Origin of the sequence: Pantoea sp. C2G6, assembly GCF_051336815.1 — a bacterium.
Taxonomy (GTDB): Bacteria; Pseudomonadota; Gammaproteobacteria; order Enterobacterales; family Enterobacteriaceae; genus Pantoea.
The window spans coordinates 84,173-97,109 of the sequence record NZ_JBGMNJ010000014.1; the positions used below are offsets into that span (position 1 = coordinate 84,173).

Below are 12,937 nucleotides of genomic sequence, written 5' to 3' on the forward strand. Positions count from 1 at the left end.
GATCCTTGCGCTTTAGTGCGGAGCCCGTATAATCCTCCACCCGGCGTTGCGGCGTTAAGCGCAATGGCCGGACTCAGCGGGCTGTATGCGGGTTTTCAGGTACCGTGACACGCGAAGTAAATTGACTCGGGACTGTACAATTATTACAATCCCGCCTCTTTATTAAAGACACATTGAGGCGTCGGTCGATTTACTGGCCCGAAACGCGTCACCCAGTGAAAATTTTCAAGTTTAGGTAGAAACCGCCATGAAACGCACTTTTCAACCGTCCGTACTGAAGCGCAACCGTTCACACGGTTTCCGTGCTCGTATGGCTACAAAAAATGGTCGTCAGGTTCTGGCACGTCGTCGTGCTAAAGGCCGTTCTCGTCTGACCGTTTCTAAGTAATAAAGCAAGCCCTGATGGGTAAGCTCGCATTTCCCAGGGAGTTACGTTTGTTAACTCCCACTCATTTCACTTTCGTCTTCCAGCAGCCACAACGGGCTGGCACGCCGCAAATTACTATTCTCGGCCGCCTTAACGCGCTGGGGCATCCCCGCATCGGTCTCACCGTCGCTAAAAAACATGTGAAACGCGCTCATGAACGCAACCGGATCAAGCGATTGACCCGCGAAAGCTTTCGTCTGCGTCAACATGAACTGCCGTCGATGGACTTCGTGGTGGTCGCGAAGAAGGGGGTTGCCGATCTGGATAACCGTATGCTGGCGGAAGCGTTGGAGAAATTATGGCGTCGTCACTGTCGCCTGGCGCGCGGCTCCTGATCGTCCTGATACGTGTTTATCAACGCGGTATCAGTCCATTACTGGGACCACACTGTCGGTTTCACCCGACCTGCTCTCATTACGGAATTGAGGCGTTACGCAGGTTTGGCGTGATAAAAGGCAGTTGGTTGACATTAAAACGCGTATTAAAATGCCACCCCTTGAACCCGGGTGGTGACGATCCTGTGCCGCCAAAAACCTTTGATACCAGAGAACATTAACGATGGATTCGCAACGCAATCTCTTTCTCATCGCTTTTCTGTTCGTGTCTTTTATGATCTGGCAAGCCTGGCAGACGGACCACGCTCCGCAGCCACAGCAGACGCAGACCACACAAAACACTAACAGCGTAGCGGGTGATGCCGCCAGTCAGGGTGTACCGGCCAGCGGTCAGGGCCAGACGATCACCGTTAAGACTGATGTCCTGTCATTGAATATCAACACCCGAGGCGGTGATGTTGAACAAGCACAGCTGCTGACTTTCCCGGACAAACTGGGTTCCGACCAGCCGTTCCAGCTGCTTGAAACGACGCCAGCGTTCCTTTATCAGGCACAGAGTGGTTTAACCGGTCGTAACGGCCCGGACAACCCGAACAACGGCGCGCGTCCGCTGTTCACCGCCACCCAGGATCACTTCGCGATGGCCGATGGCCAGTCCGAACTGCGTGTGCCGATGACCTATACCGCTGAAAATGGTGTGGTTTACACCAAAACCTTCATTTTCAAGCGTGGCGAATATGCGGTTAACGTCGATTATCACGTCAACAACACCACCCAGCAGCCGCTGGAAGTGTCGCTGTTTGGCCAGCTGAAGCAGACGATTGATCTGCCGAAGCATCGTGATACCGGCAGCAACAACTTTGCTCTGCACACCTTCCGTGGCGCGGCCTACTCCACCAGCGAGTCGAAATATGAGAAGTATAAATTCGACACCATCGCCGATAACGAGAACCTGAACGCCACCACCAGCAACGGCTGGGTCGCGATGCTGCAACAATATTTTGCCACCGCATGGGTTCCGCGCACTCAGGGCACCAACACCCTTTACACCAATAACCTGGGTAACGGCGTGGCGGCGATTGGCTATAAATCTGCACCGGTGACCATCGCCGCAGGCGCACAGCAGGATCTGGGTGCCACCCTGTGGGTTGGCCCGGAAATTCAGGACAAGATGGCCGCGATTGCGCCACACCTGGATCTGACCGTGGATTACGGCTGGTTGTGGTTTATCTCTCAGCCACTGTTCAAGCTGCTGAAATTTATCCACAGCTTTATCGGTAACTGGGGCTTCTCCATTATCGTCATCACCTTCATCGTGCGCGGCATCATGTACCCGCTGACCAAAGCGCAGTACACCTCGATGGCCAAGATGCGCATGCTGCAACCGAAAATTCAGGCGATGCGTGAGCGTCTGGGTGATGACAAGCAGAAGCAGAGCCAGGAGATGATGGCGCTGTATAAAGCTGAGAAGGTGAATCCGCTGGGTGGCTGTCTGCCGCTGGTGATTCAGATGCCTATCTTCCTGGCGCTCTACTACATGCTGTCAGGCTCGGTTGAACTGCGTCATGCGCCATTCATTCTGTGGATCCATGACCTGTCAGCGCAGGACCCGTACTACATCCTGCCGATTCTGATGGGCATCACCATGTTCTTCATTCAGAAGATGTCACCGACCACCGTGACCGATCCGATGCAGCAGAAGATCATGACTTACATGCCGGTGATTTTCACCGTGTTCTTCCTGTGGTTCCCGTCAGGTCTGGTGCTGTACTACATCGTCAGCAACCTGGTGACCATTCTCCAGCAGCAGCTGATCTATCGCGGCCTGGAAAAACGTGGTCTGCATAGCCGCGACAAGAAGAAAGCGTAAGCGATCTGAAGCGGGAGCGATTCCGCGGTTAAAATAGTCTATTCTCAGGCGGTCAAAGCGACCGCCTGTGTTTTTTGTAGCGAGAGAAAATTTATGAGCCACAGCGATACTATTGTTGCCCAGGCGACGCCGCCCGGTCGTGGCGGCGTCGGCATTCTGCGCGTCTCTGGCGCACAGGCGGCAGAGGTCGCCCGCCAGCTGCTGGGCAAGCTGCCAAAACCGCGTTACGCCGACTATCTGCCGTTCACCGATGTTGATGGCAGCGTGCTGGATCAGGGCATCGCGCTGTGGTTTCCCGGCCCGAACTCCTTTACCGGTGAAGATGTGCTGGAGCTACAGGGCCACGGCGGCCCGGTGATCCTCGACCTGCTGCTGAAGCGCATTGTGGCGCTGCCGGGTGTGCGTATCGCCCAGCCCGGTGAGTTTTCCGAACGCGCGTTCCTCAACGACAAGCTCGATCTGGCTCAGGCCGAAGCGATTGCCGATCTGATTGATGCCAGCTCCGAGCAGGCGGCCCGTTCGGCGGTTAACTCGCTTCAGGGGGTTTTCTCCACCCGCGTCAACAATCTTGTGGAAGCACTCACTCACCTGCGAATCTATGTTGAAGCGGCTATCGACTTCCCGGATGAGGAGATCGATTTCCTCTCTGATGGCAGAATCGAAGCGCAGCTTAACGCGGTGATCGGTGACCTGGATGCGGTGCGCGCTGAAGCGCGTCAGGGCAGCCTGCTGCGTGAAGGGATGAAAGTGGTGATCGCGGGTCGGCCTAACGCCGGTAAATCGAGCCTGCTGAACGCGCTGGCGGGGCGTGACGCCGCTATCGTCACAGACATTGCCGGTACTACCCGTGACGTGCTGCGTGAGCACATTCACATCGATGGTATGCCGCTGCATATCATCGACACCGCCGGTCTGCGTGAGGCCAGCGACGAAGTCGAGCGCATCGGGATTGAGCGCGCCTGGCAGGAGATTGAACAGGCCGACCGCGTGCTGTTTATGGTCGATGGCACCACCACCGATGCCACTGAAGCGGCGGCGCTCTGGCCCGATTTTGTCTCCCGTCTGCCGCCGGAACTGCCGATTACCGTGGTGCGCAATAAAGCGGATGTCACCGGTGAAGCGCCCGGCCTGACCGAAGTGAATGGCCACTCACTGATTCGCCTCTCGGCACGCACCAGTGCGGGCGTCGATGAGCTGCGTGAGCACCTGAAGCAGAGCATGGGATTTGCTGGCAACATGGAGGGGGGCTTCCTGGCGCGCCGCCGTCATTTGCAGGCGCTGGAGTTAGCGGCCACCCACTTACTTCAGGGTAAAGCGCAGCTGCTGGGTGCCTGGGCTGGTGAGTTGCTGGCTGAAGAGCTGCGCCTTGCCCAGCAGGCGTTAAGCGAGATCACCGGTGAGTTCACCTCGGACGATCTGCTGGGTCGCATCTTCTCCAGTTTCTGTATCGGGAAATAGCCTGCCGGGGTCCGATGGCGCTACGCTGTCGGGCCCGCTCTTCCGCCACCCGACCTCCTCTGTTATTCCCCTCTCTGCGCTGATTCTTGCTGATATGTTATTTTGCGGCGGCACGGCATTGCAGTATAACGATCCAGGCGCCGACCTGATGGCGGGCGGTATTTCTGCCGCCTCCACCCGCCCCGGCCGGCAGCGAATTCTTATTCATGGTCATTATCGGGCGAACCTTTCGCCTGAAACAGGAGAGTTGCATGAGTACACCGCTCGACACCGCCGCACTGGACACGCTGTTTAACCACGCCCGCACCCACAGCTACTGGCAGGATAAGCCGGTCGATAACGCCCTGCTGGAGCAGCTCTATGCCCTGACGGCGCTCGGCCCGACCTCGGCCAACTGCTCGCCCGCGCGCTTTGTGTTTGTGACGTCGGCGGAAGGCAAAGAGAAGCTGAAACCAGCGCTCTCTTCCGGTAACCTGGAAAAAACCATGAGCGCCCCGGTCACGGTGATTGTCGCCTGGGATCGCGAGTTCTATGAGCAGCTGCCCGCGCTGTTCCCGCACGCCGACGCCCGCAGCTGGTTTACCGGCAGCCCGGAAGCGGCGAAAGAGACCGCTTTCCGCAACAGCAGCCTCCAGGCGGGCTATCTGATCCTCGCTGCCCGCTCGCTGGGACTGGATGCCGGCCCGATGTCCGGTTTTGATCCGGCGAAGGTCAATGAAGCCTTTTTCCCGGACGGTCAGTATCAGGTTAACCTGCTGATTAACCTCGGCTACGGTGACGCGTCAAAACTGCATCCGCGCCTGCCGCGCCTCAGTTTCGAACAGGCGAGCCGTTTCGCCTGATGCGCCCGCGTCGCGATGCGGTTCGCGACGCGAATTAGCAGAAGCGCATTGATCATCGCCTGACTGCTGAAAGGGCGGAGATCTCAGCGGCGCAGCATTTTTTGCAGGCGCTTTTGCTGCCAGCGTGTCGTCAGCCCATGAAAAACAAAGAGCCGGATCGCCCGGACAAAAAGCAGCGCGCCCCAGATTGCCATCACCCACAGTGACCAGCGGTTGTCTGGCGAGGTAAAGTGGTTAAGTGCAAACAGGAGCGCGCAGACCACACTCGCTGTAATCAGTGAACGATAAAAACCGGCTTCGCTGGCGACTCTGTGACGCGCCTCGACGATTCGCTGATCCAGTGCCTGATCCTCACCATTCTGCGGTCCGATCAAATCGGCGACGCCGATCTCAAATACGGCAGCCAGCGCACTTAATGTTTCCAGCCCAGGTCGCTCGCCATTCTCAATCCGCTGGACGGTGCGGGTGCTCAGTCCGGCCATTTCAGCCAGTTGTTCCTGCGACCACGCCCGGGCCAGACGATGTTCTTTGAATCTATTCATGCTGCTCATCAGGTTTCTCCGTAGTGATAAAGTGGAAGCACCAGTGTGCTGCTAAGCCTTCCGCCGCAACACGATCCAAACCCGACAGCAGCATGACACCGCGCTGACAGCCGTGCTACGGCGGCCGGTCACGTCCTGCGTGATCCGTGCTGGATGACGCTGCTGGAATAACGTTTGCCCGCCGCCGTAAACCTGCCCGGAATGCTCATCCTATTCCTAATTTGATAAATTCTGCGCGATGCCGGATGCATTGAGGTAGGAAAATTCTTACAATGCCCCTGATGATTATCTGACCATTTTCACGGAGCGACAGATGGCTGGTCATTTTGTACGGTGGACGGGCGACCCCGGCTTCGCTGCTATCGATATGCGCATTCCCCAGACTATCGTTGACACGGCACAGCAGTTTGCTGACAAACGCCGTGGACGATTTCTTGCCGCGCGCACCCTGCTGGCGCAGCTGATGCTGCGGGTGTATGGCATCAATGAACTACCGCGTTTAATCACCCAGGCGAATGGACGACCCGCCTTTGCCGACCGCGAGCTGCCCGATTTCAGTATCGCCTATGCGGGCAATACGGTGGGGGTACTGCTGGCGCAGGAGGGCGGGCGTGCCGGGCTGGATATGGAGATTGTACGCGCGCGCAGCCGCCAGACGCAGGAGCAGCTGCTTCAGGGGTTAACCTCCGGCGAAATTGCCTGGGTCAACGCCCAGCAGGATTTTGCCGAAGCGGTGACGCAAATCTGGACGCTGCGCCAGAGCATCCTTAAGCTGACAGGCGAGGGCGATCAGGGGCTGGATTCGCTGCGGCTGCTGCCGGGCGCAGGCCGGCTGCGTTCATCCTTCAATCCCGACATTCAGGTGATCTGCGATGCGGAGCCGATGCTGGTCTGGTCCTGCGCGCTCTCGCCCGCCGCCCGGAGTCTGCATCTGTGGGAAATGGACAATACGCTACAGTGGCGCGCACTACGCGAAGTGGAGATGGGGAAATCGGATGTCGGGCCACACGCCCTGCGGCTGACCAGCCTGCCCGCTGAACGCAGCGCGCATCCTGAAGTCTGAAAACGCCGCAGCCGGTGGGCTGCGGCGCTCTGTATTAATGCGCGTCGATAAAAACAATCTTCAGCACAAACAGCAGGGCGACAATCACCACGCACGGGCTGATTTCACGCCAGCGTCCGGTGCCCAGCTTCATCACGCAGTAAGCGATAAAACCCAGCGCAATCCCTTCGGTGATCGAGAAACTGAACGGCATCATCGCAGCGGTAACAAAAGCAGGCACCGCTTCGGTTAAGTCATCCCAGTGCACGCGCGACAGGCTGGCGGTCATTAATACCCCAACATAGATCAGCGCGCCCGCGGCGGCGTAGGCGGGCACCATCGCCGCCAGCGGTGACAGGAACATCACCAGCAGGAACAGCAGGCCGGTCACTACCGCCATCAGGCCGGTACGACCGCCGATCGCCACGCCGGAGGTGCTCTCAATATAGGCGGTTACTGACGAGGTACCCGCCAGCGCACCACTCACCGAACTGATACTGTCGACATAGAGCGCCTGCTGCATGCGCGGAAAGGTGCCGGTCTCGTCGGTCAGGCCCGCTTTGTCGGTGACGCCGATCAGCGTGCCGGAGGAGTCGAACAGATTGACCAGCATAAAGGAGAAGATCACCCCAGCCATACCGATGTTAAACGCGCCTTTAATATCCACCTGGCCGACCACCGACGTAATCGCGGGCGGGGCCGAGAACAGGCCGACAAACTTCACGTCGCCCAGCATCCAGCCGATGGCGGTGGTGATCACCATCGAGATCAGCACGGCGGCGTGGATATTACGCGATGCCAGAATGGCGATAATAAAGAAGCCCAGCGCGCCCAGCAGCACGCTGTGTGAGGTCAGATTGCCCACCGCCACCAGCGTATCGGGATTCGGCACGATGATACCGGCGTTTTTCAGCCCCATCATGGCGATAAACAGCCCGATACCGGCGGTAATACCCACGCGCAGGCTGACGGGAATATTGGCTATCATCCAGTAGCGAACCCGCAGCAGCGTCAGGATCAGCAGCCCTACCGCGCCCCAGAAGATTGCGCCCATCCCGACCTGCCAGGAGTAGCCCATCGCCCCGACCACCACAAAGGCGAAAAAGGCGTTCAGCCCCATTGCTGGCGCCAGCGCCACCGGCAGATTGGCGAACAGCCCCATCAGAATACTGCCGAACGCGGCAATCAGGCAGGTGGTGACAAACACGGCCTGGGTATCCATCCCGGCCACGCCGAGGATCTGCGGATTGACGAAGACGATATAGACCATCGTCAGAAAAGTGGTGATACCCGCGATCACTTCGGTACGCACCGTGGTGCCATGTTCATGCAGCCTGAAGATGCGCTGCAAAAGGCCTTGCTTGCTCATGCCATCCATCCAGAAGAAAAAATCATCGGCGCGTATCCTGGCGATTTTATCGGGCCAATACAATGATTTTTCGCAACCGTTTGCCACTCTCGCAATCTGCGCTCAGTGCGGTAGAGTGTGGAGCGCCCCTTCATGCAAAGGAAAGAGTCTGATGTCAGTAGAATGTGTCTTTTTTGATTGCGATGGCACGCTGGTGGACAGTGAACTGCTCTGCACCCAGGCCTATGTCAACACCTTCGCCCGTTACGGCCTTGAGCTGTCGCTGCAACAGATGTTTGAGCAGTACAAAGGCGTCAAACTCTACGACATCATTCGTGATGTCGGTGAGGCGCACCAGGTTACATTGCCGATGGAAGAGGTGGAAACCGCCTATCGGGCCGAGGTGGCGCGTCTGTTCGATGAACAGTTGCAGCCGATTGCCGGTGCGAAAGCGCTGGTGGAGCAGATCAGGGTGCCGATGTGCGTGGTGTCGAACGGTACGGTGAAAAAGATGCAGCACTCGCTGGGCTTAACCGGCATGCTGCCGCTGTTTGCCGATCGCCTCTACAGCGGCTATGACATTCTGCACTGGAAGCCCGATCCGGAGCTGATGTATCACGCGGCGGAACAGATGCAGGTGCCGATTGAGCGCTGTATTCTGGTGGATGATTCTGAAGCGGGCGCCCGCGCCGGGATCGCCGCCGGAATCCCGGTGTTCTACTACTGCGCCGATGCGCATAACCCCGAACTCGATCATCCGCTGGTCACGCGATTCGACAACATGGCGGAACTGCCCGCGCTGTGGCGCGCCCGCGGCTGGCAGCTGGTGTAGCACCGCCGGTCAGCTGACGAAGTGACGTTTATCGATGCGTTTCAGCGCTATCGCCAGCAGCAGACTGCCGCCCAGCGTCAGGCCAAAGACCCAGGGCAGGTCGAGCCACGGCCGCGACATGTCATCGTAGTGATGGGTGCGCAGATAGTGGATAAACAGCGCGTGGAAGCCGTAGATCGGCAGGGAATAGCGGGCAATCAGCGCTAAACCGGGCAGCGTGCGCTGGTTCAGCGCGTTTTTAAACACCAGCAGCAGGCTGATCGCCGCGATAAACACCAGCGGCCCGCAGTAGAGATACCAGGTATCGTTAAAGGCTCCGTTGACGATCAGCGCCTTTTTCGTCCCCAGCGTGATGCCAATTACACAGGCGATAAACAGCCCGGCGGCCAGCGGCGTCAGGCCGCGCTTCGCCGTCTCCATGGTGCCAATCGCCCGTCCCAGCAGCGCGTAGAGCAAGTAGTAGATGCTGTCGCCGCTGACATAGAGATTCACCGGCAGAAAGTGAAACGGCCCCAGCGACTGGCTGACGGTGTTCGGATTGGCGAGCACCACCAGCACCAGCACCAGCAGCGCCACATAACGCGCCTGCACCGTTTTCACCTGAATCAGCGGCGAAAACAGATAGATGCCGATCAGCGCAAAGAAGAACCACAGGTGATAAAACACCGGCTTCTGCAACATCTTCAGAATCGAGCGCCCTTCGCTGATTGGCGTCAGCCAGGTGATGTAGGCCAGCGACACCGCGCTGTAGAACAGCAGGCAGAGCACCAGCCGGAGCATATGGCGCGGCTGAGCGCTGCGCTCACCAAAAAAGAGGTAGCCGGAGATCATAAAAAACAGCGGCACGCAGACGCGCGACGCGGAGTTCAGCAGGTTAGCCACATCCCAGGCGGCACCGGTCACCGCCATCGGTCCGGTGATATACCAGGTGGTGGTGTGGATGACGATCACCATCAGGCAGGCGACCGCGCGTAAATTATCGATCCAGTAAATCTTTTGCGGCATGGCGTCCTCTTGCGCATCGCTTCGTGCGCAAAAGGGTAGTCAAAGGCGACGGCAGCAACAACCACCGCCCGCAGGATTCGGAGCCATCTGTACGTCAGCGCCCTGCACCACCGCGAAACGCGCCGGTCGCGGCTGGGATTTACGGCTGCACATCGCGCGGTCAAAGGGTATACTGTCGGCCTCTTTTTTTAATCTAACCGAAGCGCGTGCACACTCAACATGCAAAAGTTTGATACCAAGACCTTTCAGGGCCTGATCCTGACCTTGCAGGATTACTGGGCGCGTCAGGGCTGCACCATTGTCCAACCGCTGGACATGGAAGTGGGCGCTGGCACTTCACATCCGATGACCTGCCTGCGGGCACTCGGCCCGGAGCCGATCGCCGCTGCCTACGTGCAGCCATCACGCCGTCCTACCGACGGTCGCTACGGTGAAAACCCGAACCGTCTGCAACACTATTACCAGTTCCAGGTGATCATCAAACCCTCACCAGACAACATTCAGGAGCTCTATCTCGGCTCACTGAAAGAGCTGGGCATGGACCCGACGGTGCATGATATTCGCTTTGTGGAAGATAACTGGGAAAACCCGACGCTGGGTGCCTGGGGACTCGGCTGGGAAGTGTGGCTCAACGGCATGGAAGTGACGCAGTTCACCTACTTCCAGCAGGTGGGCGGCCTGGAATGTAAGCCGGTGACTGGCGAGATCACCTACGGTCTGGAGCGTCTGGCGATGTATATCCAGGGCGTCGACAGCGTCTACGATCTGGTCTGGAGCGACGGCCCGCTGGGTAAAACCACCTACGGCGACGTCTTCCATCAGAACGAAGTGGAGCAGTCCACCTATAACTTCGAATACGCCGACGTCGACTTCCTCTTTACCTGCTTTGAGCAGTACGAGAAAGAAGCACAGCATCTGCTGGCGCTGGAAAAACCGCTGCCACTGCCCGCCTATGAACGCATTCTGAAAGCGGCGCACAGCTTTAACCTGCTGGATGCCCGTAAAGCGATCTCGGTAACGGAGCGTCAGCGCTATATTCTGCGCATTCGTACTCTGACCAAAGCCGTGGCTGAAGCTTACTACGCCTCTCGCGAGGCACTGGGCTTCCCGATGTGCAATAACAAAAAGTAAGAGGCAGCCATGACTGAACAAACTTTCCTGGTGGAGATCGGCACCGAAGAGCTGCCACCAAAAGCCCTGCGTAGCCTGGCGGAAGCCTTTGCCGCGCAGGTAACGGCTGAACTGGATGCCGCCAACCTGAGCCACGGCGAGGTCAGCTGGTTTGCCGCCCCGCGTCGTCTGGCGCTGAAAGTAGCGAACCTGAGCGCCTCACAACCTGACAGAGAAGTGGAGAAGCGCGGACCGGCCGTGGCCGCGGCGTTTGACGCTGATGGCAACGCGACCAAAGCGGCCGAAGGCTGGGCGCGCGGTAACGGCATCACCGTCGATCAGGCTGAGCGCCTCGCCACCGATAAAGGCGAATGGCTGGTTTATCGCGCCCAGGTCAAAGGCGAAGCGGCCCAGGCACTGCTGCCGGCGATGATTGCTAACGCCCTCGGCAAGCTGCCGGTGCCAAAACTGATGCGCTGGGGCGACAGCGATGTGCAGTTCGTCCGTCCGGTTCACACCGTGACGATGCTGCTGGGCGACGAGCTGATCCCGGGCAAAATCCTCGGCATTGAGTCAGCGCGCACCATTCGCGGCCACCGCTTTATGGGTGAGCATGACATTCTCCTTGAGGATGCCGATCAATATCCTGACGTGCTGGAAAAACGCGGTAAAGTCATCGCCGATTACCAGACCCGCAAGGCGATGATCAAAGCCGACGCCGAAGCCGCCGCACGCAAGCTGGGCGGCACCGCCGATCTCAGCGACAGCCTGCTGGAAGAGGTGACCTCGCTGGTGGAGTGGCCGGTGGTCCTGACCGCCACCTTTGAAGAGAAATTCCTCAAGGTGCCGGCGGAAGCGCTGGTCTACACCATGAAAGGCGATCAGAAATATTTCCCGGTGTATGACAACGACGGCAAACTGCTGCCGAACTTCATTTTCGTCACCAACATCGAATCCAGCGATCCGCGCCAGATTATCTCCGGCAACGAGAAAGTGGTGCGTCCACGCCTGGCCGATGCGGAGTTCTTCTTTAATACCGACCGTAAAAAGCGTCTGGAAGATCACCTGCCGCGTCTGGAAACCGTGCTGTTCCAGAAAGAGCTGGGTACGCTGCGCGACAAAACCGATCGCATTCAGGCGCTGGCGGGCTGGATTGCCGGTCAGATTGGCGCGGATGTGAATCACGCGACCCGCGCGGGCCTGCTGTCGAAATGTGACCTGATGACCAACATGGTCTTTGAGTTCACCGACACCCAGGGCGTGATGGGGATGCATTATGCGCGTCACGACGGCGAAGCTGAAGATGTGGCAGTGGCGCTGAATGAGCAGTATCAGCCGCGTTTTGCCGGTGACGAACTGCCATCCAGCCCGGTGGCCTGTGCGCTGGCGATTGCCGACAAGATGGATACGCTGGCCGGTATTTTTGGCATTGGTCAGCATCCAAAAGGCGACAAAGATCCGTTTGCGCTGCGTCGTGCGGCGCTGGGCGTGCTGCGTATCATCGTCGAGAAGAACCTGCCGCTCGATCTGCAAACCCTGACCGAAGAGGCGGTGCGTCTCTATGGCAGCAAGCTGAGCAACGCCCATGTGGTGGATGAGGTGATCGACTTTATGCTGGGCCGTTTCCGCACCTGGTATCAGGAAGAGGGTCACAGCATCGATACGCTCCAGGCGGTGCTGGCGCGTCGTCCGACCCGTCCGGCTGACTTTGATGCGCGGATGAAAGCGGTGTCACACTTCCGTACGCTGGAGGCTGCGGCAGCGCTGGCGGCGGCCAACAAGCGCGTCTCTAACATTCTGGCGAAATCGACCGAAACGCTGAATGAGAGCGTGCAGGCGTCGCTGCTGAAAGAGAACGCAGAAATCCAGCTGGCGACCTTTGTGACCGCGCTGAGCAGCAAACTCCAGCCTTACTTCGCCGAAGGGCGCTATCAGGATGCGCTGAACGAGCTGGCGCAGCTGCGTGAAGCGGTCGATAACTTCTTCGATAAAGTGATGGTGAACGCCGACGATCAGGCGGTGCGGGTCAATCGCCTGACGCTGCTGTCCAAACTGCGCGAGCTGTTCCTGCAAGTGGCGGATATTTCGCTGTTGCAGTAATCCTCTCTGCGGTGCAAAAAAGGGAC

At 58.5% G+C, this 12,937-nt stretch carries 13 protein-coding genes; 10 read left to right on the forward strand and 3 right to left on the reverse strand.

Features of this window, described 5'->3' with window-relative positions:
- Window positions 1–247 precede the first annotated feature (247 nt).
- The 6 genes from rpmH to ACCW71_RS16790 all read left to right on the forward strand — a co-directional run bounded on the left by rpmH (window position 248) and on the right by ACCW71_RS16790 (window position 4,932).
- Complete coding sequence (gene rpmH / locus ACCW71_RS16765) at window positions 248–388, forward strand: 50S ribosomal protein L34 (RefSeq protein ID WP_003849659.1); 141 nt, start codon at window positions 248–250, stop codon at window positions 386–388.
- Between the two features lie 14 nt (window positions 389–402).
- Window positions 403–762, forward strand: coding sequence for a ribonuclease P protein component (gene rnpA, locus ACCW71_RS16770; RefSeq protein WP_008926396.1), 360 nt, complete (start codon window positions 403–405; stop codon window positions 760–762).
- The gene (gene yidD / locus ACCW71_RS16775; RefSeq protein WP_436373326.1) at window positions 726–983 is read left to right on the forward strand and encodes a membrane protein insertion efficiency factor YidD; all 258 of its coding nucleotides are present in this window, start codon (window positions 726–728) and stop codon (window positions 981–983) included. Before rnpA ends, yidD begins: the two co-directional genes overlap by 37 nt.
- Window positions 984–985: 2 nt before the next feature.
- Window positions 986–2,632, forward strand: coding sequence for a membrane protein insertase YidC (gene yidC, locus ACCW71_RS16780; protein ID WP_436373327.1), 1,647 nt, complete (start codon window positions 986–988; stop codon window positions 2,630–2,632).
- 93 nt (window positions 2,633–2,725) lie between these two features.
- Window positions 2,726–4,090 (forward strand): tRNA uridine-5-carboxymethylaminomethyl(34) synthesis GTPase MnmE, encoded by a 1,365-nt coding sequence (gene mnmE / locus ACCW71_RS16785; protein WP_436373329.1) that lies wholly within the window; start codon window positions 2,726–2,728, stop codon window positions 4,088–4,090.
- A 251-nt stretch (window positions 4,091–4,341) separates the two neighbouring features.
- The gene (locus tag ACCW71_RS16790) at window positions 4,342–4,932 is read left to right on the forward strand and encodes a malonic semialdehyde reductase (protein ID WP_436373331.1); all 591 of its coding nucleotides are present in this window, start codon (window positions 4,342–4,344) and stop codon (window positions 4,930–4,932) included.
- Between the two features lie 83 nt (window positions 4,933–5,015).
- On the opposite strand, the gene ACCW71_RS16795 is transcribed toward ACCW71_RS16790, so the two are convergent.
- On the reverse strand, window positions 5,016–5,483 hold the full coding sequence (locus tag ACCW71_RS16795; RefSeq protein WP_436373333.1) for a helix-turn-helix domain-containing protein: 468 nt from the start codon (window positions 5,481–5,483) through the stop codon (window positions 5,016–5,018).
- A 304-nt stretch (window positions 5,484–5,787) separates the two neighbouring features.
- Here ACCW71_RS16795 and ACCW71_RS16800 point away from each other — a divergent pair, with 304 nt between their 5' ends.
- Window positions 5,788–6,537 (forward strand): 4'-phosphopantetheinyl transferase family protein, encoded by a 750-nt coding sequence (locus tag ACCW71_RS16800; RefSeq protein ID WP_436373335.1) that lies wholly within the window; start codon window positions 5,788–5,790, stop codon window positions 6,535–6,537.
- Between the two features lie 34 nt (window positions 6,538–6,571).
- Here the strand turns inward: ACCW71_RS16800 and ACCW71_RS16805 are convergent, their stop codons facing one another.
- A complete protein-coding gene (locus tag ACCW71_RS16805) occupies window positions 6,572–7,885 on the reverse strand; it encodes an NCS2 family permease (RefSeq protein WP_436373337.1) in 1,314 nt (437 codons plus the stop codon).
- 151 nt (window positions 7,886–8,036) lie between these two features.
- Between ACCW71_RS16805 and yieH the strand changes: the two genes are divergently transcribed.
- Window positions 8,037–8,696, forward strand: coding sequence for a 6-phosphogluconate phosphatase (yieH, locus tag ACCW71_RS16810; protein ID WP_436373339.1), 660 nt, complete (start codon window positions 8,037–8,039; stop codon window positions 8,694–8,696).
- Between the two features lie 9 nt (window positions 8,697–8,705).
- Here the strand turns inward: yieH and ACCW71_RS16815 are convergent, their stop codons facing one another.
- Window positions 8,706–9,701, reverse strand: a complete 996-nt coding sequence (locus ACCW71_RS16815) for an acyltransferase (protein WP_436373340.1) — start codon at window positions 9,699–9,701, stop codon at window positions 8,706–8,708.
- Between the two features lie 219 nt (window positions 9,702–9,920).
- Here ACCW71_RS16815 and glyQ point away from each other — a divergent pair, with 219 nt between their 5' ends.
- Both glyQ and glyS read left to right on the forward strand, forming a co-directional pair.
- Window positions 9,921–10,832: a glycine--tRNA ligase subunit alpha gene (glyQ, locus tag ACCW71_RS16820; RefSeq protein ID WP_031375581.1), complete on the forward strand. Its 912-nt coding sequence runs from the start codon at window positions 9,921–9,923 to the stop codon at window positions 10,830–10,832.
- A gap of 9 nt (window positions 10,833–10,841) precedes the next feature.
- Complete coding sequence (gene glyS, locus ACCW71_RS16825; protein WP_436373342.1) at window positions 10,842–12,911, forward strand: glycine--tRNA ligase subunit beta; 2,070 nt, start codon at window positions 10,842–10,844, stop codon at window positions 12,909–12,911.
- Window positions 12,912–12,937 lie beyond the last annotated feature (26 nt).

What these genes read in the sequence shown, in the direction of transcription:
- rpmH (WP_003849659.1), top strand. Translation starts at nt 248, where the DNA reads ATGAAACGCACTTTTCAACCGTCCGTACTGAAGCGCAACCGTTCACAC.
- yidC (WP_436373327.1), top strand. Translation starts at nt 986, where the DNA reads ATGGATTCGCAACGCAATCTCTTTCTCATCGCTTTTCTGTTCGTGTCT.
- yieH (WP_436373339.1), top strand. Translation starts at nt 8,037, where the DNA reads ATGTCAGTAGAATGTGTCTTTTTTGATTGCGATGGCACGCTGGTGGAC.
- glyQ (WP_031375581.1), top strand. Translation starts at nt 9,921, where the DNA reads ATGCAAAAGTTTGATACCAAGACCTTTCAGGGCCTGATCCTGACCTTG.
- ACCW71_RS16800 (WP_436373335.1), top strand. Translation starts at nt 5,788, where the DNA reads ATGGCTGGTCATTTTGTACGGTGGACGGGCGACCCCGGCTTCGCTGCT.
- ACCW71_RS16795 (WP_436373333.1), bottom strand. Translation starts at nt 5,483, where the DNA reads ATGAGCAGCATGAATAGATTCAAAGAACATCGTCTGGCCCGGGCGTGG.
- ACCW71_RS16790 (WP_436373331.1), top strand. Translation starts at nt 4,342, where the DNA reads ATGAGTACACCGCTCGACACCGCCGCACTGGACACGCTGTTTAACCAC.
- rnpA (WP_008926396.1), top strand. Translation starts at nt 403, where the DNA reads ATGGGTAAGCTCGCATTTCCCAGGGAGTTACGTTTGTTAACTCCCACT.
- ACCW71_RS16815 (WP_436373340.1), bottom strand. Translation starts at nt 9,701, where the DNA reads ATGCCGCAAAAGATTTACTGGATCGATAATTTACGCGCGGTCGCCTGC.
- ACCW71_RS16805 (WP_436373337.1), bottom strand. Translation starts at nt 7,885, where the DNA reads ATGAGCAAGCAAGGCCTTTTGCAGCGCATCTTCAGGCTGCATGAACAT.
- glyS (WP_436373342.1), top strand. Translation starts at nt 10,842, where the DNA reads ATGACTGAACAAACTTTCCTGGTGGAGATCGGCACCGAAGAGCTGCCA.
- mnmE (WP_436373329.1), top strand. Translation starts at nt 2,726, where the DNA reads ATGAGCCACAGCGATACTATTGTTGCCCAGGCGACGCCGCCCGGTCGT.
- yidD (WP_436373326.1), top strand. Translation starts at nt 726, where the DNA reads ATGGCGTCGTCACTGTCGCCTGGCGCGCGGCTCCTGATCGTCCTGATA.